The organism is Martelella alba (assembly GCF_005217455.1).
In the GTDB taxonomy this organism is placed as follows: Bacteria; Pseudomonadota; Gammaproteobacteria; order Enterobacterales; family Enterobacteriaceae; genus Acerihabitans.
Genome location: NZ_SZPQ01000043.1, coordinates 16,974 through 38,631 on the forward strand (window position 1 = coordinate 16,974; position 21,658 = coordinate 38,631).

Consider the following 21,658-nt stretch of genomic DNA (forward strand, 5'->3'; position numbering starts at 1 on the left):
ACGGGCCCCTGCGTTAGCGGGGGCCGTTTTCTTCCTGCCGGTCCGCGTCGGCCATAAGCGATGTCAGCCATTGCCGCTGGCGTTGTTTTTGTTGTTGCCGCCACACATATTCCCGTGCTTTGGGCAAGGCGTCATCCAACGCCATCGGCGCCGGCGGGCGTATGCCTTCGCAGCGGAGCAGATGCCAGCCGAGGGCGGTCTCGATAGGGGCGGAGAGGGTGTTTTCCCCCAGTTCAAAGAGCGCGGCGTCCAGCTCCGGGTAAAGCAAACCGCGGCTGACCCAACCCAGCCGTCCGCCCTCCAGCGCGCTGGGGCAATGGGAATAACGCTGCGCCGCCTGGGCGAAGGCGTCGGAGGATGCCGCCGCTTCCCGGCGCAATCGCAGCATCTGGCGATAGGCGTCATCGCGATCCTGTTCCACGGTGAGCAGGATATGGCGGGTCAGGCGCTGCTCGGGGCGCATGAAGTACTGTTGATGCTTATTATACCACGCCATGACCGTCAACGCGTCGGGGGGCGGAACCTGTTCGGCGATAAGGGTAAATTGGCATTCCAACCGGGCATGGTGCCTGATAATCGCCTGACGCTCCCGCGCACTGAACCGATCTTCGCCAAGCCCGTCGGCCAGCGACCGGGCGACTCCGTTGACGACCACTTGCGGCACGGCTTGTCCGCGGGTCGTTTGGATAATGGCCCGCTCAAGTCGCCGTTGCCGCGCCCAGGCCTGGGAGAAGACGTTTTTCTCGGCCGGGGGGATCGCTTCCGGTTCGCATTGCCAGCGCGTCAGCGCCAGTTGGCGCCGGCCGTAACGTTCCCAGGCGGCGCTCATTGGTCCTCCTCAAGCAGACGCAGGGCAAACGCGGGCGTCAAATAGTGGCGCCCGGAGAAGGTGACAATGTAACTATTCCCGTCCGAACCCTGATCGGTGGCCTCAATGCGGCCGGTCTGTCCCGCTTGGATAAGCACCGCGCCATTAACCGACAGGGCATGACGGTTGGCGACGACGTCGCCATACTGAAAACACCCGGCATCCCAAGGGCTGGTGGCCGGTATCAGTTCCTGGGCGCGACAACCGATCACCCGATCCTGCGCCAGGAAATGCACGTGGTAAATCACCTGATCCATGAGAAACAGACCCCATTCGCGCACAAAACCGACGCTGCCCCGACGCACCAGTAAATCTCCCCGTGCGTAACCAGGCAGGGTGCCGTCGTTACGGATGGCGCGAGTCACCCGTACCTCATCGCCCTCCCGGTATTCCGGTGTCATGCTTCGCCTCCCCGCGTTTGCCGCTGATAGCTCTCCGCCAGCAAGCGGCGGGCGAGCAGCCATGGGGCGCGCGGATCGTCTTCCAGAAGATTGCGCAACGGCACATCGTCGCGCAAACGGCGGTGGAATTCGTTCAGTACCGGCAGACAGCGGCGGCGCAACGTTTGCGGCTCATAGCCCACCGCGAAGAATTCGAAAAACGACTCGGCGGAGTCCAGCCCCTCCACGCCGGGTATTTGATAAAACCACTCCATATCTCAACTCCCCGTCGCTTGCGCCGATGCACCGCACAGGGCATCGTAGATGGCGATCAGTTCGTCGTTGAGCGGGTTGCGTTTGCCGCTTTCCGCAAAACGGCGAATGGCCGGTAGCAAGGCATCAATTTGCCAGGCGTCGAGGCGATATCCCATACTGGCGAAAACACCGTCCACCGCCTGCCTGCCGGAATGCTTGCCGAGCACCAGGCGATATTCCCGGCCGACAAGGGCCGGGTCGATTGCCTGATAGCTTTCCCTGTCGCGCAGCAGTGCGGCCACATGCACTCCCGATTCATGGGTAAACACCCTCTCGCCCACCAACGGCTGTTGTAGGTCGATAGGGCGCTGCGCCGCGTCGGAAACTCGCCGGCACAGCGCCGGCAATTGGGTGAAATCCACGTTGCATTCCATGCCGAGGCAAAGCGTCAGGCTGAGCGCCACGGTTTCCAGCGCCGCATTGCCGGCGCGCTCCCCCAGCCCCAATACGGTGGTATTCACGCTGCTGGCCCCGGCCCGCACCGCCGCCAGCGTATTCGCCGTGGCAAGCCCCAGATCGTTGTGCGCATGCATTTCTATTTCGCCGGGCCAGTATTCGCGCAATGCGGTCAGGCGTTCCACGGTGCCGAACGGGTCAAGCAAACCGAGCGTATCGGCGTAGCGCAGCCGCTGAGCGCCGGCGCGCAGGGCGACGGCGGCCAATTGGCGCAACGTGCCGTCGTCCGCGCGCGAAGCGTCTTCGCACCCGACGCAGACATGCATACCGTGTCCGCGGGCCTGGACAATTTGCGTTTCCAGGCGATCGAGCAGAACCGGCAAGGGTTCGCGCAATTTGTAGCGGCGCAGTGTGTCCGACGCCGGAATGGAAATATCGACCCAATCCATACCCAAATCCGCGCTCTGCCGAATCTCTTCGGCGTTCATCCGGCACCAGCTCATCAGCGTGGCGGCCGGCAAGTGACGGCGTATCATGGCGATCCGCACCCGCTCTTCCTCGCCCATGGCCGGCGTTCCCACTTCCATGGCGCCCACGCCGGCCTCAAACAGGGCTTCGGCAATCGCCAGCTTCTCACTGGCGCGAAATGCCACGCCGGGACCCTGCTCGCCGTCCCTGAGCGTCGTGTCGTTGATAAGCACTCCTGGCATCGCCGCCTCCGTCTCAACCGTACACGGGTGAAAACGCCGTATCCGCCGCGGCCGGCTTCCCGTCCCGCCAGTAGGGCGAGAGCGTGCGCAGCCGGGCAATGATGGGCGGTAGGGCGTCAATGACATAGGCTATCTCTTTTTCCCGGGTGTAGCGGGACAAGGAGAAGCGGATACTGCCGTGGGCGGCGGTATAGGGAATATCCATCGCCCGCATCACGTGGGACGGCTCCAGGGAGCCCGACGTGCAGGCGCTGCCGCTGGAAGCGGCGATGCCCACCTGATTGAGCAGCAGTAAAATGGCTTCGCCCTCGATATATTCGAACGCCACATTCAGCGTACCCGGCACACGGGGTTGACGGCCGCCCATCACCATGATGGAGGGAATGGACTTGACCAGCGCGTCCTGCATGTGATCGCGTAGCCGGGCGATGGATTGCATACCCGGCAAATGGACTTGCGCCAGTTCGCAGGCGCTGCCCATGCCGACGATGCCGGCCAGGTTCTCCGTACCCGCCCGCCGGCCGCGTTCCTGGTGGCCGCCGCGCAGGAAGGGGCGAAAGCGCGTGCCGCGACGCAGGTACAGGCAGCCGACGCCTTTCGGCCCATGCAGCTTATGGGCCGAGCAGGACAGCATATCGATGGCCATCCCGGCCACGGCGATAGGCACCTTGCCCACCGCCTGTACCGCATCGCAATGGAACAGCGCCCCGCAGTCATGGGCCATTTCGGCCAGTTCGGCAATGGGAAATATCACCCCGGTTTCGTTGTTCGCCCACATGACGCTCACCACGGCGACGCGCTCGCTGAGGGCCCGCCGATACTGTTCCCTATCCAGCGCGCCTTCCGGGCTGACCGCGATGCGGTGGATAACATATCCCTGCCGCTCGAGATGCTCGCAAACAGCCAGGGTGGCGGGGTGTTCCACCGCCGTGGTGATGATTTCCCGGCGTTCCGGCATAAGGGCGATGGCCGACAACAAGGCGGTGGAGGTTGCCTCCGTCGCGCAGGAAGTGAAAATGATCTCGCTGGCGCGCTCGGCGCCGAACAGCGAGGCCACCTGCTCGCGGGCGCGCTCCAGCGCGGCACGGCACGGCGCGCCGAAATCATGGATGGAGGAGGAATTGCCGTAATGTTCGGTCAGAAATGGCATCATGGCTTCCAGCACCATCGGGTCGATGCGGGTAGTGGCGTTATTATCCAGATAAATCTGTTTCATCATTGTCTCCCCCTTTCGGATAGATAGGCGCCCTTAGGCCGCCACGACTTCCATATAACAGCCGATCCGCTCCATCAGCTTTTGTTGCAGCCAGGCCAGGGTCATGTCCGTCATCATGCAGCCGCTGCAACTGCCGGACAGGCCCACGGTGACCCGATGCGCGGCGACGCCAATGAGTTGCATATCGCCGCCGTCGGCCTGAATGTGCGGACGCAGTTCCGCGATGGCATCGACCACCTCTTGCCAATGGGGCGATTGTTCCCCGGCCGCTTTGGCCGGGACGGCGGGCCGTTCGGCCAAAATATCCGCCAGCGCCAGCTCGATTTGCTCATGGCAGGCGGTGCAGCCTCCGCCGGCCTTGGTGTAGTTGATAACATCTTCCAGCGTGGTCAGCCCGTTGGCCAGCACGGCGCGGCGGATTTGACCTTCATCGACGCCAAAGCATTTGCAGATGAGCTTGCCTTCCTCATGCTGGGCGTCGGGCGCTTCGCCCCGGTAATTGGCGATGGCGGCGCGCAGCGCCTCATGACCCATAACGGAGCAATGCATTTTTTGCGGCGGCAGACCGTCGAGGTAATCGACGATTTGTTGATTGGTGACCTGTTCGGCTTCCTTCAGGGTGCGGCCGATGATGAGTTCCGTCAGCGCGGAAGAAGACGCGATGGCGCTGCCGCAGCCGAAAGTCTGGAATCCCGCCTCGAGAATGGTTTCGCTTTGCGGATCGACTTTCAGCATCAGCCGTAATGCATCGCCGCAGCTCAACGAGCCCACATCGCCAATCGCATTGGCATCAGCCACCACCCGGGCGTTTCGGGGGTTAAAAAAATGGTCTTTCACTTTCTCGGAATAATTCCACATGCTCTCAGCTCCCAGGATTACGACGGAAAGCGCCGGGGCGCTATTGGCCGCTTAATCAACAGCGGGTCATTCAAAGCAAGCAAATGCGATACCAGGTGATAAAATGCCATCATAACAAAGCATTACTCGCGTTACGTGTTCCGACTCGCCACATTGTGTCGGGGTTTTATGTGAGCTTTGTCGCAGAACCGACACAATCTGGCGCGGGCTATCGGTCATCCTCGTCCTGCCATTCGCTTTCCAGCATCAATTGCTCAAAACGCTGCGGATCCCGCCGGCGGGCGCTTTTGCGCTGTTCTTTGTCGTACCAGTAACGCTGGATTTCCTGCAACAAGCCGACGATGGCGGTGTCCGTCGGCACTCGCACGGCGCGCACGCCGATTTGCAGCAATTCCCGAAAGACGGTTTCGCCGACTTCCACGCAATACAGAGTGACGCAATCCTCCAGCGCCTTGATCCGACAAGCCAGCTTCTCGGATTGATGCCCGGTCTGTACCGTGAAGTCCGCCACGCGCAGCAAGGTAACCTCGTTTTCCCGAACCCCGTAAATCACCAGGCGCGGTGTTGCGCCGAAATGTTGGTCCACATGACGGTAATCGGAGCTGGCGAACGCGACTTTCATGGACCAGGTGCCGGTGCTGATGGTGCTGAACTGGCGATTAACATGTTGCATGCGTATCCTCCGACGGCGCGGTTTGCGCAAAGACCTGGCGCAGTGGCGAACGATAGGGCGCGGGCGAGTGATGTCGCTCGCGCGTCAGATTGGCCAGCTCAAACAAGGTATCCCGCATGCCGGCATATCCCTGGCGTACCCGTCGGAATTCCCCTAATCGATCGTAAACGGGGAACCCGCCGCGGATAAGGGGGATACCGAACTGTTCCGCCAAATCCGCCGCGTGCGAATTGGCCAGCAGCAGATCCGCCGGCGCCTCGGCCAGCAAGTCCCGCATATCTTCCAAGTCGCCAATCGTCACGCGCTCAACCGGCAGGTTTTGCAGCCCTGGCTGGCTGACCGGCGCGACCACCGGGCCGGGGCGCAGACCCTGGCTTAAGGCGAAATCGCACCAGGCCGCCAGCAAATCGCCCTCCGCGGCCAGAGCCAGACCGACATCCTGCAGCCACACATGACAGTCAATCATGGCGTCCTGTAGCTGGCCGCGCTGGCGCGTTATCCAGCTTGGCACCTCGCGACCGGAGATCCGCTGCAATTGGTGAATCAGTTGATCGCAATGCTCAAGGGTCATCAGGTGCGGCAAGGAAATGACTTCGCCCCGGCTGCGCTGCGCCAGCAGACCGGCCGCCCTGGACAGGGACACGCCGATGGCGAAGGTGCACAGGCTTTGCCCCATTTGTTCGATTATGCGCAGCGGCGTGCCGCCCTGGGTCACGGGGGAAAAATCGCCGTCGGCCAGGTGTCCGTCCAACGACAAGGACAAATCCGGCAGGATGACCGGTTGTAAACCGAATGCCTCCACATAACTGCGCAGCAGCTCGGTATCGCCCGGCGTCAGCAAATGGCTCAGCAACAGGTTTACGCGGCGGTTACGCAGGCCCGGCTGGGGTTTTACCGGTACCCATTGTTCAATAACGCTTTCCAGCACCGCGCTATAGCCATTTTCCAGGGAACCATAGAAGTCCGGCGTGTTGACCGTCAGGATCGCCACGGATTTATGGCGGGGGTGCTCGGCGCGGAACTGGCGCGCCACGCGGGAAATATCGCTGCCTTGCGCTTCCGACAGACCGGTGCTGAGCAGCACGATGGCTTTGGGATTGTTGCGCTGACACAATGTGTCGAGCGCCTTGGCGATATTACCGTCGGCGCCCATCACGGTCGAGGTGGGATCCATGGCCGTGGATTGCAATGGGATCGGATCGTGAAAATGCTGAATGAAAAAAACCTTGGCGAAGGCACTGCACCCCTGGGCGCCATGCACCAGCGGGATGCTCTGTTCCAGTCCCTGGCTGGCCAGTATCGCCCCCAGCGGCTGGCCGCTTTTCACCGGACTGACGGCCAGCGGTTTTTTATTGCGGATAATCTCTGCCATTGCGTGTTCCTTATTGCCAGGGGGCGGACGAACGGGTTTGCGGCCAGATGGGGCTTGCCATGGTCTGCCACAACAGCTTCGCCAGGGTGACGATGCCGCGATAACCGGCAAAGGCGTGTTCGCGCTCCTGATTGATATCAAGAAAGGGCAACCGGGCCTTATAGGCGGTATACATATTGCGCCCGCCGGCAATCATCAGGTCCGCCTGGTAACGGTAGGCCACATCCAGCAAAGTGCGCGCGTTGCCTTCTTCCAGCATCAGCGCGTCCTCGCCCATCAGTTCGCGGATGCGCTGCTTATCTTCCTCGGTGGATTTTCGCGTCCCGGTCGCCACTACCGTCATGCCCAGATCCTGCAACGCCGAGACCACCGACCAGGATTTCACCCCGCCGGTATACAGCAACACCTTGCGCCCGCGCAGTTTTTCCCGCCAGGGGGCCAAAGCCCGGTTCGTCGCCGATTCTTCCCGGGCGATAACTTGCTCGGCGCGCGCCATCAGGTCCGGATCGCCGAGCAGCGCCGCCAATTGACGCAATGCGTCGGAGGTGGCGCGCACGCCATAAAAGCTGCCTTCGAACCAGGGTATGCCATAACGCTGCTCCAGCGCGCGGGCGACATTGATGAGCGCCCGGGAACACACCAGCATATTGGCCTGGGCGCGATGCAGGGTCTGGATTTCGGCGAAGCGGCCGTCCCCCGATAAGCTGCCCAGGACGCGGATGCCCAATTCATCCAGCAGGGGTTGGACATGCCAGAACTCGCCGGCGATATTGTATTCGCCGATAAGGCCGATGCTGTGGCGGTGCTCGGGGGGGAAGGGCGAATCTTCCGGCCAGGGCGCCGGTTCGCGTTTGCCGATGACCTGCTTGACCATCACCTCCCCGGCCAGACGGTTGCCGAGATTTTTGCTGCCGTAAAACCCCGCCGCATCCACGGCAATCACCGGCACGCCCGTGGCGGTTTCCGCCGCGCGGCACACCGCGTCGATATCATCGCCTTCCATGGCGGGAACGCAGGTGTTGTAAATGAACACGGCCGCCGGCCGGTAGCGGTTGACGATATGGCGCACCGCATGGAACAGCCGGCGTTCGCCGCGGCCCATAATAACGTCCTGCTCGCTAAGGTCGGTGGTCAGACCGAGGCGGTTAATGGTCGGGCCGGCGCTGAGGCTGCCGCGATTATCCCAGGAGCTCCCCGCGCAGCCGATAGGGCCGTGTACCAGATGGGCGACATCGGCGATGGGCAGTAAGGTAATCTGCGCGCCATCGAAAGCGCAGCCACCTGCCGTCGCACCGGGCTTCGGCGCGCTACAGCCGGATTTCTGCTTGCGGTTGTGTTCGCAGGCGGGTTCATCAAGTAGCGCCAGAATCTCATTTCCCTTCATAACGACCTCATAGACTGGTTAGGGATGGGGGACATAACCAAATGTGCAAATTGCGGTCCAAAAATAACCCATTGATTTTACTGAAAAACAGAATGTCGGCTTTACGACAAAGCGAACAAAGGCGCCACGGGCGCAAGACAAGTGACGCTCGAACAGGGTATGTTCCGGCGGGGGGATTCGGGGAAGGCCAACGCGTGTGTCGCCGACCCCGCCGGCGGGGGGATCGGCGCGGGGGGGCGGGGGCGGTCTTAAAAAATCCGTTCGCGCAAGGGATTTTCGCGCTGCAACCGTTTGGCCAGCCAGGGCGGCAACCGGCCCGTCAGTAATGCCCTGATGGCTTCGCATTGGGACGGGATGGTGGTTCCCGGCGTGACTTTCATGGGATGGATATCGTGGCGGATCAATCGGGCGGCGGCGGGGCCGCCAATGGCTTCGCAAAACAGCAGGGGGCAATCGTTCACCAGGCGGGCGCGGATTTCGTTGGGTTCCTCCGTCATCGGCGTGGACGGATAACGGCGCAACGCATGCAGTCCGTATCCCTGATCGTCAATGGCATAGATAAAAAACAGCCGCCCCTGGCCGAAATGGCCGTTAACAACCTGCCCGTCCTGCGAGCAAAACGCCGCCAGCAGTTGCGGCTGACGCTGCGGTCGGGGACGGATGCGCAAATGCGCGGGAAGATCGCCGCGCAGGCAAGCCATCACCCGTGACCAACGGGCCGCCGACATCAGCGTCGGATCGGGTGGAAACGACGCCGCCAGACGAGGTTGCGTCAGTGTTTCCAGATAGGCGCAGGTCAGGGCGTTGTCGCTGTCGCCGGCAAGCCACGCCACGATCCGCGCCGGCGGGATTTCCGGCAAACACTGGAACAACGCCAGCATTCGCCAAAAAAGCATATCGTTGTCAGGCATTGCGTTTACCCTCCAGAACTTAGCGTATCACGCGTAGCGCGCAGGCTGACGGGAAACGACGGCCGCCCCGGCTGCAAATTGACGCGATAGCGCCGTCCCCCCTCAAGGATGACCGCGCCGCCCCATTTATCCTGTCCGTCGTGTTCCACCTCCAGCACTTTGGCTTCCAGATCCTGTTTGGCGATGTAGCAGTACAACTGCGATCCGCGTTCGCGAAATATCACAACTGGCATAATGTTTCTCCCATCGGCCCCGCCTGGGCGGGGCCGCATAAGACGGTGGGCGACATGATCAACGGATAAGATCGAAATTGTAGTCGGTCTTGCCGAGCGCAATGGTCTCTTTATCCAGTTTTTCCAGTACGGCGTTCACCAGCGTGGTGACGATATTCATGGCGCCCTCGTAGCCCCAGGTGGTTTGCCGATGCAGATGATGGCGATCGAACAGCGGGAAGCCGAGCCGAATCAGCGGCACTTCGAACTGTTCACCTTTGGCCAGGGTGTCCCTTTGGATAAACTTGCCGTAGGAATTACCGATCATGAAGTCGGGATGCCGGGTGAACATCAGCGAACGGAAATGCCACAGATCGCAGTTGATAAACACTTCGCTGTCCTGGCCGTAAGGCGAGGCATCAAGCATTTTCCGCATCGCCTTCTGCCAGCGCTTGCTGCCGTTATGGCTTAAAATCACCGTCGGCTCGCACCCCAGCTCCAGTAAAAAACGCGTCAGGCCCATGACAAAATCCGGATCGCCGAACAACCCGAATTTCCTGCCGTGCAGCCAGGTGTGGGAATCGAGGATCATATCCACCAGCCGGCCGCGTTCCAAGGTCAATTCGTCGGCGATGGGCTTGCCGGTCAGCTGGCTTACGGTCATCAGTAAGTGATCGGTGCCGGCGAGTCCCATGGGAATCATGACCTCGCTGGCCGGCTGGTTCCACATCTCCTGCACCACTTTCTTGGTCTTGACCAATTGCCAGGGCTGCAACAGCAACGTATCGATGGCATCGGGCGCCTCGCGCATTTCCTGCTGGGTGGTGCCGCCGGCATACATGCGGTAATGGCCGTCGGCGGGGGTGTCCAGCACCTCCGACGGATCGGACAGCAGGCTACAAGGCACGGCCATCTGCGCCATCATGCGTTTTAATACCCGGAAATTGCCAAGATAGGTCTCAAAACCCGTCACCATATTCAGTTTGGCCAGTTTGCCCGGCTGCGGTGAGCAATCGGCGGTCAAGGTCTTGGCAAAACCTTCGAACATATTATCCCAACCGGTGACATGGCTGCCGATAAAACTCGGCGTATGGGCATGGGGCACGGCTATGCCGGCGTCGACGAAGCCGTCTTTCTTGGCGTTGGCGATAAAGGCCTGCAGGTCGTCGCCAATCACTTCCGCCATGCAGGTGGTGGAAACCGCAATGATCTCGGGTTTATACAACGCGCTGGCGTTTTGCAGGCCGGTGTTTAAGTTGTTATTGCCGCCGAACACCGCGGCGTCTTCGGTCATGGAGTCCGAAACGCAGGCGATCGGCTCTTTGAAATGACGGTTGAAATAAGTCCGGAAATAGGCCACGCAACCCTGGGAACCATGCACATAGGGCAGGGTATTGGCAAAACCGAGGGAGCAAAGCACCGCCCCCAGCGGCTGGCAGGCTTTGGCCGGATCGACGGTCAGCGCCTCGCGTTTAAAGTTCAGCTCTTCGTATTCCGCGGTGGTGGTCCACTGGAATATCTCCTGCACGCGTTGTTCGCCGTGCGCCTCTTCCTGGCCGTGTTTTTGGCGGAACAGCGCCTGATACTCATCCTGCTCGAACAGCGGATGACAGGCATTGATTTTATCAACGGTTTGGCTCATGGTGTTCTCCTCCCGCGCCACAAATCGGTGGACTGGCGGGATATCAGACGACTATCAGGCAGATTTCAGCCAGGGGGCGGTGAGCTCTCCCCAGGCCGGGTTATTGAGCGTCATATCCATATCGCGGGCGAAGATGGCGAAGCCGTCATAACCGTGATAGGGACCGGAGTAGTCCCAGGAATGCATCTGCCGGAACGGCACGCCCATTTTCTGGAAAATGTACTTTTCCTTGATGCCGGAACCGATAAGATCCGGTTTCAGCGCCTTAACGAACGCCTCCAGCTCATAACTGCTGGCGTCGTCGAACAACAGCGTTCCTTCCTTCAGTTCCGGTAGCGTCCGGTCGTAATCGTCGTTGTGGGCGAACTCGTAGCCCGCGGCGATAATTTCCATGCCCAGATCCTCATAGGCGCCCGCCACATGGCGGGGACGTAGCCCGCCCATGTACAGCAGCACCTTCCGGCCCTCGAGACGGGGACGGTATTTGGCGATAATCGCCTCGTTTTGCGCCTGGTAGCGCGCAATGACCGCCTCCGCGTTGGCGCGGATGGTATCGTCGAAGTGATCGGCGATTTTACGCAGGGATTCGGCGATTTTGGTCGGACCGAAAAAGTTGTATTCCATCCACGGAATACCATGCTTCTCCTCCATATGGCGGGAGATATAGTTCATGGAACGATAGCAATGCACCAGGTTCAGCTTGACGAACGGGGTCTTTTCCATCTCAGTCAGGGTGCCGTCGCCAGACCATTGGGCCACCACGCGCAACCCCATTTCTTCCAGCAAAATCCGCGATGCCCAGGCGTCGCCGCCGATGTTATAGTCGCCAATGATCGCCACATCATACGGGGTGGCCTCGAACGGTTTACCCTCCCGGTTATCCAGTATCCAATCGCGGATAACATCGTTGGCAATGTGGTGGCCCAGGGATTGCGATACGCCGCGAAAACCCTCGCAACGCACCGGGACCACCGGTTTACCGATAGCCTTGCTGCTGGCGTTGGCCACCGCCTCGATATCGTCGCCGATAAGTCCCACCGGGCATTCGGACTGGATGGAGATACCCTTGGTCAGCGGGAAAAGCTGTTCCATCTCCTCGATCAGTTTGGTGAGTTTCTTGTCGCCGCCGAACACGATATCCTTTTCCTGGAAATCGGAGGTGAAGTTAAGGGTGCCAAAACTGTCGACGCCGCTGGTGCCGGTATAGTAGTTACGGCGTCCCGCCCGCGAATATTGTCCGCAGCCGATGGGGCCATGGGAGATGTGGGCCATATCTTTAATAGGGCCGAAGACCACGCCCTTGGAACCGGCATACGAACAGCCGCGCACGGTCATTACGCCGGGCTGGGATTTGCGGTTCGACACGATACACTTGCCGACGCTTTCCATCTCCGGATCGGTGACCGTCATGTGTTTTCTGCGTTCTTTACGCGTCTTATCCGGAAAAACCTCCAGCACCTCCTGAATGATTTCCAGATTGCGTTCGCCTGTTGCATTGCTCATAGCTGTCTATTCCTGTCGTCAGGGGAGGCGCTTAAGCCGCGCCTTCTTCAGCGGCGGTTTTGCCGATAATGCTGGTGTCTTCTTCTTCCATGATGCCGAATTCCATTAACAACGCTTCCAACTCATCCATGGTGCAGGGGGTTGGCACCACTTTTTTCGTGTTGTTGACGATTTTTCCCGCCAATTGCCGATATTCATTGGCCTGCTGGCAGTTGGGGTCGTACTCGATAACCGTCATACGGCGGATTTCCGCCCGCTGGACAATGTTGTCGCGCGGGACGAAATGGATCATCTGAGTGCCCAGTTTTTCCGCCAGCGCCATAATCAGTTCGTCCTCGCGGTCAGTCTTGCGCGAGTTACAAATCAGGCCGCCCAGGCGCACCTTGCCGGATTTGGCGTATTTCACGATCCCCTTGGAGATGTTATTGGCCGCATACATCGCCATCATTTCCCCGGAGCAGACGATGTAGATTTCCTGCGCCTTATTTTCACGGATAGGCATGGCGAACCCGCCGCACACGACGTCGCCCAGGACATCGTAGAACACGAAGTCCAGCTCGCCGTCATAAGCGCCTTCCTCTTCAAGGAAGTTGATGGCGGTGATCACGCCGCGCCCGGCACAACCCACGCCCGGTTCCGGACCGCCGGATTCCGCGCAGCGCACGCCGCCGTAACCGATTTGCAAGACATCCTCCAATTCCAAATCCTCAACGGAACCCACTTCCGCCGCCATTTCCATAATAGTGTTCTGCGCCTTGGCGTGCAGAATAAGGCGGGTGGAATCCGCTTTCGGGTCGCAGCCGACGATCATTACTTTTTTCCCCATCTCGGCCAGGGCGGCGACCAGATTCTGGGTCGTGGTGGATTTACCGATACCGCCTTTGCCGTAAATGGCGCATTGACGCATGGTCATGATGTGTTCTCCTGTTGAATGGTCGAGTTGACTTACAAAGAAGTGCAGGGAACATACCAGACATGCGGGAAATTCTAACTTATTGATTTTTATAATAGTGTGTTGGGTTTGTTCGAACACAAAGAAACAAAGGCTGAACAATGAACAGACTAATTGTTGGAAAGTGGACAATTCCAGACCGGGACGCCGCGAACCCGGCCGCGCTACCCGGCATGGCCGGTATTGCGACACTTTGTCGGCTGTTCAACAGGATGTCGCGCCTTCTGTCTTATTCCATGCAATACCCCGTCGTCCAAGATGCGTACCGTCGATTTAACCCATTGAAAATAAGCGCTTTTTTTGATAAATCCAGAGATGGCACAAGGCATGCTACGGGCAGTTATCACGATTTGCCGCCGGCAGCCGGCGGCGAGACGCCTCCCACCTCCGAGGAACGACATATGTCCGGAAATATGAAAACGATGGATGGCAACGCTGCGGCGGCCTGGATCTCCTATGCCTTTACCGATGTCGCGGCCATCTATCCCATTACGCCCTCCACGCCGATGGCGGAAAACGTCGACGAATGGGCGGCGCAAGGCCGTAAAAACCTGTTCGGTCAGCCGGTTCGCTTGATGGAAATGCAATCGGAGGCCGGCGCGGCCGGCGCGGTGCATGGCGCCTTGCAGGCCGGCGCGCTAACCACGACCTACACGGCCTCCCAGGGGTTGTTGCTGATGATCCCTAATATGTACAAAATCGCCGGCGAATTACTGCCCGGCGTGTTCCATGTCAGCGCCAGGGCGCTGGCCACCCATTCGCTGAACATCTTCGGCGATCACCAGGATGTCATGGCCGTGCGGCAAACCGGTTGCGCCATGCTGGCGGAAAATAATGTGCAGCAAGTGATGGACCTCTCGGCGGTCGCCCATCTGAGCGCCATCAAAGGGCGGGTGCCTTTCGTGAATTTTTTCGACGGATTCCGCACGTCCCATGAAATTCAAAAAATTGAGGTATTGGATTACGACACCCTGGCGCCGTTGCTGGATCGCGACGCGCTGGACCGCTTTCGGCGCAATGCGCTGCATCCGGATCACCCCGTGGCCAGGGGAACGGCGCAAAATCCGGATATCTATTTCCAGGGCCGGGAAGCCGCCAATCGCTTTTATGATGCCTTGCCGGAGATTGTCGAGGGCTATATGGCGCAAATTAGCGCCATGACCGGGCGGGAATACCATTTGTTCAATTATGTCGGCGCCGCGGATGCGGACCGGGTGATCATCGCCATGGGATCGGTATGCGATACCATTGAGGAAGTGGTGACGACCCTTAACGCCCAAGGGGAAAAAACCGGCGTGCTTTCCGTCCATCTCTACCGGCCCTTTTCGCTGGCGCATTTTTTCGCCTCGCTCCCCAACACGGTGAAACGGCTCGCCGTATTGGACCGGACCAAGGAACCGGGCGCACAGGCCGAGCCGTTGTGTCTGGATGTGACCAACGCCTTTTATCGTCGCGCCGATGCGCCGCTTATCGTCGGCGGCCGGTATGCGCTGGGGGGCAAGGACGTGTTGCCCGACGACATCGCCGCCGTGTTTGAGAACCTGGCCGCGCCGGCGCCGAAAGGCGGGTTCACGATAGGGATCGTCGACGACGTCACCCAGACTTCGTTGCCGCCGCCGGCGGCGAAAGTGTCGGTTTCCCGCCAAGGCATCACCGCGTGTAAATTCTGGGGTATGGGGTCGGATGGGACAGTGGGCGCCAATAAAAGCGCCATTAAAATCATCGGCGACAAAACCGCCTTGTATGCGCAGGCGTATTTCGCCTATGACTCGAAAAAATCCGGCGGGATCACGGTGTCGCATCTGCGTTTCGGTAACCGGCCCATTACCTCGCCTTACCTGATACACCGGGCGGATTTTATCGCCTGCTCCCAACAGTCTTATGTGGACAATTACGACTTGCTGTCCGGTTTGCAGCCCGGAGGCACTTTCCTGCTAAATTGCCATTGGGACGACGCCGGACTGAACGACCATTTGCCAAATAAAATGAAACGGTTCATTGCCCGTGAAAATATCCGTTTCTATACTCTTAACGCCGTGGACATCGCGCGCAAGCTCGGGCTCGGCGGCCGGTTCAATATGCTGATGCAGTCGGCGTTTTTCAAGTTGGCGGGGATTATCGATCCGCACACCGCCTCCGCTTATCTCAAACAGGCCGTGGAAAAATCCTACGGCAGCAAAGGTCAGAATATCATCGACATGAATCATGCCGCCATCGATCTCGGCATGGAAGCGCTGCATCAGGTGGATGTACCCGCGCACTGGGCCTCGCTGCCGGAAACCGATGCGCCGACCACCCGGTTGGCGCCCGATTTTATCCGCGATATTCTCGACCCCATGAATCGCCAGCACGGCGATGCGTTGCCGGTCAGCGCCTTTGTCGGCATTGAGGACGGAACATTTCCGGTGGGAACCGCCGCCTGGGAAAAACGCGGTATCGCGCTGCAGGTGCCGGTCTGGCAGCCGGACGGTTGCACCCAGTGCAACCAGTGCGCGTTCATTTGTCCGCACGCGGCGATTCGTCCCGCGCTGCTTGACAACGAGGAACGGGAAGTCGCCCCCGCCGACTTGCTCAGCGCGCCCGCCAAAGGCGCGAAACTCTACCATTATCATCTAGCGGTCTCGCCGCTGGACTGTTCAGGCTGCGGCAACTGCGTCGATATCTGCCCATCGCGCGGTAAATCGCTGACCATGCAACCCCTGGACAGTCAACGCCACAAAATGCCTAACTGGGAATATGCGCTGGGCCTGGCGCCGAAAACCAATCCGTTTAACAAAAATACCGTTAAAGGCAGCCAGTTCGAAACGCCGCTGCTGGAGTTTTCCGGCGCTTGCGCCGGGTGCGGCGAAACGCCTTATGCGCGCTTGATTACGCAATTGTTCGGCGACCGGATGGTGATAGCCAACGCCACCGGATGCTCCTCCATCTGGGGGGCGAGCGCGCCGTCCATACCCTATACCACCAACCATAAAGGGCAGGGTCCGGCATGGGCCAATTCGTTGTTCGAAGACAATGCCGAATTCGGTCTGGGTATGATGCTGGGCGCGCGGGCCATCCGTGAACAGCTGGCCGGCGATGCGGCAAACGCGTTGGCATTACCGATAAGCGAGGCGTTGCGCCAGGCTTTGCGGCAATGGTTGGAACAAAAAGACCAGGGGGAGGGAACGCGTGAGCGGGCTGAGTGCCTGAGCGCATTATTGGCGCGGGAAAAAGACGGCCACGATCTGCTGGAGCGGTTGTACCGTAATCAGGATTACTTCGCCAAACGTTCCCAATGGATCCTGGGCGGTGATGGCTGGGCCTATGATATCGGCTTCGGCGGACTGGATCACGTACTGGCCTCGGGGGAAGATGTGAATGTGCTGGTGTTCGATACCGAAGTCTATTCCAATACCGGTGGACAATCTTCCAAATCCACGCCGGTTGCCGCCGTCGCCAAGTTTGCCGCGCAAGGCAAGCGTACCCGGAAAAAAGACCTCGGCATGATGGCGGTCGGCTATGGCAATGTGTATGTCGCTCAAGTGGCGATGGGCGCGGATAAAGCCCAGACGCTACGGGCGCTCGCCGAAGCGGAGGCTTGGCCGGGTCCTTCACTGGTCATTGCCTATGCCGCCTGCATCAACCACGGCCTCAAGGCCGGTATGGGGTGCAGCCAGCGGGAGGCTAAGCGCGCCGTCGACGCCGGCTACTGGCACCTTTGGCGTTATCTCCCCCAGTTGCAAGCGCAAGGCAAAACGCCGTTTATTCTCGATTCCGAAGAACCGGAAGAGGATTTTCGCGATTTCCTGCTGGGCGAGGTGCGCTATGCGTCTTTACGCAAGGCCCATCCGGCGCTGGCGGATCAGTTATTCGCGCAAACGGAACAGGATGCCAGGGAACGTTATCGCTACTACCGCAGTCGGGCGGAGGAATAACCGGCCAGAACGCATCGCAACATGGATTAGGCGAAGTCCATACCCGCAAAGCGCCACCCGTCCTTGGGTGGCTGCGTTGCGGCCCCTAAGGACGCCGTTTAAATACAATACGGTCATTTCCGTCATTAGTTACAACATACATAATACTTTTAATCCCCAACCCACGCGGCCACCTACAAATTAACACGCTACCAAGGGACGGTCCGGCCCAGGTAGTCCAGGTAATGCAGGCCCGAACGCCCGGCATACGCGGCTATGGTGTCCACCAGCTTTGGAATACTTTCTTCTATGCTCAAACGCGCCTGTGGGCCGCCCATATCCGTTCGCACCCAGCCTGGCGCCATCAGCAACAGGGTCCGCGGATCATCGCCATGCCGCGCGGCAAAACTGCGCATAAACATATTCAGCGCCGCTTTGCTGCCCCGGTATACCTCGTAATTGCCGTTAGTATTATTGGTCAGGCTGCCCTGTCCGGAGGACATTACGCCTATTGTACCGGTTGACGGCACAAGATCCTGATATTGCTCGATAATGCGCAGCGGGCTTAATGCGTTGGTCACCATGACGCGAATAAATTCATCGGTGGAAACATCGGCGATGGTTTCCCGATCATCATTTTTGACCCCGGCATTCACAAACAGTACATCCACTCGCCGTCCGGCAAGCCGCTCGCGCAGCGCGGCAACTTGCGGCGGGTCGGCAATATCCACCGTTTCGATTTCCAGCGACTCCGGGAAGCGTTCGGCGAGGGGCAATAGCCGGGACTTGGAACCGTCACGCCCGGTGGCGATAACCCGCCAGCCGCGCTTAAGGTATTCCTCGGCCATTGCCAGTCCCAAACCGCGAGAGGCGCCGATAAGCAGTAAGGTGTGCTGTGCGGGCTGTGTTTCCATGGTTATCTCCTTATCGAGTCGGTGCCGCAAAGGGGAACCCTGCGGTCAAGGGTGTTGACGTACTATAGCCGCTCGCCAACAGAGGGGGAAGGCGCGGCATAGGCATTGTTTACCTGCATCAGACGCCTATCCTTGGCGTGATCATCGGGTCGGTAAGGCGTGCGGCGGGGTTTGGGCCCAAGCCGCGCTGCCATCAAGGACGGACCTTGTACAATCTGTCAAACACGGGTTGAGTGCCGGTTCTAAGACTTGCTTCAAGTGTTTGCCGTAAACTTAGCAGCTTCCCGCGCTGCGACTGTAGGCTATTCTCGATTCGGCCCAACTCTTCGAGACGGATATCTATTTGCGCAACGGTAAGGGACATGGAGCAGCTCCCATCGCGCAGGAACAGCCCGCGTATGGTTTCAAGAGAAAAACCCAACTGCTGGGCATCCCTGACCAATTGCAGCCTCTCAACCACCGCCTCGCCATAATGACGATAGCCGTTATCGTCGCGAACGGGGCGCTCAATCATACCTTGAGCTTCGTAGTAGCGGATTGCCGAAGCCGGAATCCCGGTACGCCTGACCACGTCACCTATTTTCATTTTCCCCTTGACCTTAAAGTTAGCTTTACACCTTATTATGCTTCTGGAATAAAGCGACGGACATGCGTTCCGTGCTTGTCTTACACATTTTCTTAAACGATGGGGAACCCACAATGAGTCAGTTAATCGAAGCCCTTCACTGGCGTTACGCCACCAAAAAATACGATCCGACCAAAAAGGTCCCCGCTGAAAAGCTGGAGCGTATACTTGAGGCTGTACGCCTGACGGCAACGTCGAGCGGTCTGCAACCCTATGAACTGCTGGTTGTAACGGACCAGGATGTGCGCCAAAGGATCAGGGCCGTCAGTTGGGACCAATCGCAAATCACTGACTGCTCGCACCTTCTGGTATTTGCCGCCTGGGACGATATAACCCCTGAACGCGTCAATATGATGTTTGACCTGACCAACGAGATACGGGGAAACATTCATCCGGCATGGGAAAATTACCGGCAACAGTTATTGGGTATCGTGAACGGGCGCGGCAGAGAAGGGAATTACCAGTCGGCCGCGCGACAAGCCTACATAGGCCTTGGCTCGGCGCTTATCGCGGCGGCAATGGAAAAAATCGACGCCACGCCAATGGAAGGTTTCACGCCGGAGGCCGTCGATGACATTCTTGGCCTGCCGGCAAGACATCTGCGCAGTGTGGTCGTGTTGCCCCTGGGCTATCGCTCTGAGGAAGGCGACTGGCTGGTCAATCTTGAAAAAGTGCGCCGCCCACGGGACAGCTTCATCACCGAGATAAACTGAACACCAGAAGCACATCCGGACAACAACGGCGTTTTTGTTCGCCCTCTCTCTGGAAAGAGAAGAGGGGCCGTGTGGCAAACGTCAACGCTCAATTCGGTCCCGCTAGATCGCTGGAAAGAGGGCGGAAAACGCAACGATGGTTCTTTTTAGCTGCATCGGACGCCTTCCCCCTTGATACTGGCTGGGGTAGTATGGGGAATGACCGAATCCGACCTGAATTTGCTTATCGCGCTGGATGTGCTGCTGGCGGAAGGCAGTGTTGCCGGCGCCGCGCGGCGCCTGGGCTTGAGCGCCTCGGCCATGAGCCGCGCGCTTGGCCGTCTGCGCGCCGCCACCGGTGATCCTTTACTGGTAAGGGCGGGGCGCCAAATGGTCTTGACGCCCCATGCCGAAAGGGTAGCCGAACGCGCGCGTAATGCGCTGTTTGAGGCGCGGGCCGTCCTGCGCCCCGCCATTGCGGATGCAAATCCGGCCGCACTGGAACGGACGTTTACTCTGCGTGCCAATGAGGGGTTTACCGTGGCGTTCGGCGCGGCGCTGATTGCCGCGGCATCTGATGCGGCGCCGCGGGTCCGCTTGTGTTTTATCCCCAAGCCGGACAAGACGTCGCGCTATCTGCGCGAAGGCCTGGTTGATCTTGATGTGGGCGTTTTAGGGGAAATGGGCCCGGAAATCCGGCTACAAGCCTTGTTCAGAGATAGATTCGTCGGCCTGGTGAGACAAGGCCATCCTTTGACGCGGGAAAGCCAGATTACCGCCGAGCGGTATGTTGCATTCGGGCATGTGGTGGTATCGCGGCGGGGCCAACTCGTCGGTCCGGTGGACAATGCCTTGGCCGAACGGGGTTTGCGGCGCAATATTGCCGCCGTGGTGCCCAGCTTTCCCGCTGCCTTGGCCGTTGCGCAAGGTTCGGATCTGGTGGCTTTGGTGCCGGCTTCCTTTCTTATCAATCAACCGGTCAACCAACCCGCGGCAGAAAGCGGCGATACCGCCGGCGCGGTTTTTTCATTTGCCTTGCCGGTTAAAACCGACGATATCACCGTATCTCAGATGTGGCATCCCCGGGTGGATGCCGATCCTGCTCATCGCTGGCTGCGCCAATTGGTGCTCAACGTATGCCGACGGCTGGCGCCGGCATAAGGGAACTATGCATCGTGATTAAGACCAGCTAAGGAGAGGCTGATGAAAAAATTATTACTGCTGATGGCAATCCCGTTTTTTTCCTCAGGAGAAATAACCCCCGAGATTACTACTCCAGACAAATTCAGTGCTCTGCCTTTTACCAAAGAACATTACATCGATGCGAGCTGCAGCCTCTGGAGCTGTATAATATCCGGTCCGTCAATGCCCGTGGCTATGCGGTTATCGACAGTAATATTCCCCTTGAGGAAAAAAAGAAAGGGGTGAAGAAAAAACTGTCATTCTGCCTGATACAAAACCAGAGCTATTCTGCTTTCTGCGGTTCAAGATCAATGCTCGTTGACGGAAAAGACATCGATTTCACCCCCTATATGCTCAAATCCCTTGAAACGGTCGAAATGGGGCTGCCGGAAAAATCAAATAATTGACGATGATTGAAATTCGTCATAAGCCCTCGAAACAGCAAAGGTTCTCACAAGTCCCGCCATAGCCGAAAACAAGCGGATAAAATTACTTTTGTCGTAAATGGGACGTTTTGATAGAAGATATCTTTAGCCGAAAAATCGTCGGTTACGAGGTCCATGAAGAGGAAAAAACGAAAAGCGTTATATGAAATGGCCAGAAAAGCCCCCTGAGCGGTGGTCAGCCTCATGCCGTCAATGGCAACGAGTCGAGGTGGTGATGCTCAATCCAGATAAACCAAAAACTGGGCTGAAAACGGCAGCGTAAAAAACGAATATGGGTGTCAACCTCGTTGACAGCTACCGTTACTATTGAGCCTTTACATTTTGGTTCGCATAATGTATATTATGTTAAATTGAATATCTTTACTATCAAGTTCGTTTGTAGTTTAACGTTCGATTCATCCTGATTGTGTAGCAGCACAGCCAGAGTGTCGCCCTGCGGTAATCCCCCCGAAAAACCGGTGTGTTCATAAGTAGAATTTTCTCGTAACCTGAATCGAGGAGATCTCTATGAAAA

21 protein-coding genes are annotated in these 21,658 nt (G+C 58.7%); 5 read left to right on the forward strand and 16 right to left on the reverse strand.

Going from position 1 to position 21,658, the window contains the following annotated elements; all coding sequences use genetic code 11:
• Window positions 1–13: 13 nt before the first annotated feature.
• The 14 genes from nifM to nifH all read right to left on the reverse strand — a co-directional run bounded on the left by nifM (window position 14) and on the right by nifH (window position 13,353).
• Complete coding sequence (gene nifM / locus FCN80_RS21375; protein WP_136992376.1) at window positions 14–829, reverse strand: nitrogen fixation protein NifM; 816 nt, start codon at window positions 827–829, stop codon at window positions 14–16.
• Window positions 826–1,269, reverse strand: coding sequence for a nitrogen fixation protein NifZ (locus FCN80_RS21380; protein ID WP_136992377.1), 444 nt, complete (start codon window positions 1,267–1,269; stop codon window positions 826–828). The genes nifM and FCN80_RS21380 overlap by 4 nt, the downstream gene beginning before the upstream one ends.
• The gene (locus FCN80_RS21385) at window positions 1,266–1,523 is read right to left on the reverse strand and encodes a nitrogenase-stabilizing/protective protein NifW (protein WP_136992378.1); all 258 of its coding nucleotides are present in this window, start codon (window positions 1,521–1,523) and stop codon (window positions 1,266–1,268) included. Before FCN80_RS21385 ends, FCN80_RS21380 begins: the two co-directional genes overlap by 4 nt.
• A gap of 3 nt (window positions 1,524–1,526) precedes the next feature.
• On the reverse strand, window positions 1,527–2,669 hold the full coding sequence (nifV, locus tag FCN80_RS21390) for a homocitrate synthase (RefSeq protein WP_136992379.1): 1,143 nt from the start codon (window positions 2,667–2,669) through the stop codon (window positions 1,527–1,529).
• Window positions 2,670–2,682: 13 nt separating this feature from the next.
• Window positions 2,683–3,885 (reverse strand): cysteine desulfurase NifS, encoded by a 1,203-nt coding sequence (nifS, locus tag FCN80_RS21395; RefSeq protein WP_136992380.1) that lies wholly within the window; start codon window positions 3,883–3,885, stop codon window positions 2,683–2,685.
• 33 nt (window positions 3,886–3,918) lie between these two features.
• On the reverse strand, window positions 3,919–4,743 hold the full coding sequence (gene nifU / locus FCN80_RS21400) for a Fe-S cluster assembly protein NifU (protein WP_136992381.1): 825 nt from the start codon (window positions 4,741–4,743) through the stop codon (window positions 3,919–3,921).
• A 208-nt stretch (window positions 4,744–4,951) separates the two neighbouring features.
• The gene (locus tag FCN80_RS21405) at window positions 4,952–5,416 is read right to left on the reverse strand and encodes a NifB/NifX family molybdenum-iron cluster-binding protein (RefSeq protein ID WP_136992382.1); all 465 of its coding nucleotides are present in this window, start codon (window positions 5,414–5,416) and stop codon (window positions 4,952–4,954) included.
• Window positions 5,403–6,788, reverse strand: coding sequence for a nitrogenase iron-molybdenum cofactor biosynthesis protein NifN (nifN, locus tag FCN80_RS21410; RefSeq protein WP_136992383.1), 1,386 nt, complete (start codon window positions 6,786–6,788; stop codon window positions 5,403–5,405). Before nifN ends, FCN80_RS21405 begins: the two co-directional genes overlap by 14 nt.
• A gap of 10 nt (window positions 6,789–6,798) precedes the next feature.
• Complete coding sequence (nifE, locus tag FCN80_RS21415) at window positions 6,799–8,172, reverse strand: nitrogenase iron-molybdenum cofactor biosynthesis protein NifE (protein ID WP_136992384.1); 1,374 nt, start codon at window positions 8,170–8,172, stop codon at window positions 6,799–6,801.
• A gap of 248 nt (window positions 8,173–8,420) precedes the next feature.
• Window positions 8,421–9,083 (reverse strand): NifB/NifX family molybdenum-iron cluster-binding protein, encoded by a 663-nt coding sequence (locus FCN80_RS21420; protein WP_136992385.1) that lies wholly within the window; start codon window positions 9,081–9,083, stop codon window positions 8,421–8,423.
• A gap of 5 nt (window positions 9,084–9,088) precedes the next feature.
• The gene (gene nifT, locus FCN80_RS21425) at window positions 9,089–9,316 is read right to left on the reverse strand and encodes a putative nitrogen fixation protein NifT (RefSeq protein WP_136992386.1); all 228 of its coding nucleotides are present in this window, start codon (window positions 9,314–9,316) and stop codon (window positions 9,089–9,091) included.
• Between the two features lie 58 nt (window positions 9,317–9,374).
• On the reverse strand, window positions 9,375–10,937 hold the full coding sequence (gene nifK / locus FCN80_RS21430; protein WP_136992387.1) for a nitrogenase molybdenum-iron protein subunit beta: 1,563 nt from the start codon (window positions 10,935–10,937) through the stop codon (window positions 9,375–9,377).
• Window positions 10,938–10,991: 54 nt separating this feature from the next.
• Window positions 10,992–12,440, reverse strand: a complete 1,449-nt coding sequence (gene nifD, locus FCN80_RS21435; RefSeq protein ID WP_136992388.1) for a nitrogenase molybdenum-iron protein alpha chain — start codon at window positions 12,438–12,440, stop codon at window positions 10,992–10,994.
• Window positions 12,441–12,471: 31 nt separating this feature from the next.
• Entirely contained in the window at window positions 12,472–13,353 is an 882-nt protein-coding gene (gene nifH / locus FCN80_RS21440; protein WP_136992389.1) for a nitrogenase iron protein, read from the reverse strand.
• A 440-nt stretch (window positions 13,354–13,793) separates the two neighbouring features.
• Between nifH and nifJ the strand changes: the two genes are divergently transcribed.
• On the forward strand, window positions 13,794–17,306 hold the full coding sequence (gene nifJ / locus FCN80_RS21445; protein ID WP_136992390.1) for a pyruvate:ferredoxin (flavodoxin) oxidoreductase: 3,513 nt from the start codon (window positions 13,794–13,796) through the stop codon (window positions 17,304–17,306).
• 188 nt (window positions 17,307–17,494) lie between these two features.
• On the opposite strand, the gene FCN80_RS21450 is transcribed toward nifJ, so the two are convergent.
• Together FCN80_RS21450 and FCN80_RS21455 are read right to left on the reverse strand one after the other, a co-directional pair.
• Window positions 17,495–18,199: an SDR family oxidoreductase gene (locus tag FCN80_RS21450; RefSeq protein WP_136992391.1), complete on the reverse strand. Its 705-nt coding sequence runs from the start codon at window positions 18,197–18,199 to the stop codon at window positions 17,495–17,497.
• Window positions 18,200–18,392: 193 nt separating this feature from the next.
• On the reverse strand, window positions 18,393–18,785 hold the full coding sequence (locus FCN80_RS21455; RefSeq protein ID WP_136992392.1) for a MerR family transcriptional regulator: 393 nt from the start codon (window positions 18,783–18,785) through the stop codon (window positions 18,393–18,395).
• 113 nt (window positions 18,786–18,898) lie between these two features.
• On the opposite strand from FCN80_RS21455, the gene FCN80_RS21460 reads away from it, so the two are divergent.
• The 4 genes from FCN80_RS21460 to FCN80_RS26980 all read left to right on the forward strand — a co-directional run bounded on the left by FCN80_RS21460 (window position 18,899) and on the right by FCN80_RS26980 (window position 21,105).
• The gene (locus FCN80_RS21460) at window positions 18,899–19,537 is read left to right on the forward strand and encodes an NAD(P)H-dependent oxidoreductase (protein ID WP_136992393.1); all 639 of its coding nucleotides are present in this window, start codon (window positions 18,899–18,901) and stop codon (window positions 19,535–19,537) included.
• 198 nt (window positions 19,538–19,735) lie between these two features.
• Window positions 19,736–20,677 (forward strand): LysR family transcriptional regulator, encoded by a 942-nt coding sequence (locus tag FCN80_RS21465; protein WP_136992394.1) that lies wholly within the window; start codon window positions 19,736–19,738, stop codon window positions 20,675–20,677.
• Between the two features lie 42 nt (window positions 20,678–20,719).
• On the forward strand, window positions 20,720–20,944 hold the full coding sequence (locus FCN80_RS26975; protein WP_230492844.1) for a hypothetical protein: 225 nt from the start codon (window positions 20,720–20,722) through the stop codon (window positions 20,942–20,944).
• Window positions 20,941–21,105, forward strand: coding sequence for a hypothetical protein (locus FCN80_RS26980; RefSeq protein WP_230492845.1), 165 nt, complete (start codon window positions 20,941–20,943; stop codon window positions 21,103–21,105). The genes FCN80_RS26975 and FCN80_RS26980 overlap by 4 nt, the downstream gene beginning before the upstream one ends.
• Window positions 21,106–21,658 lie beyond the last annotated feature (553 nt).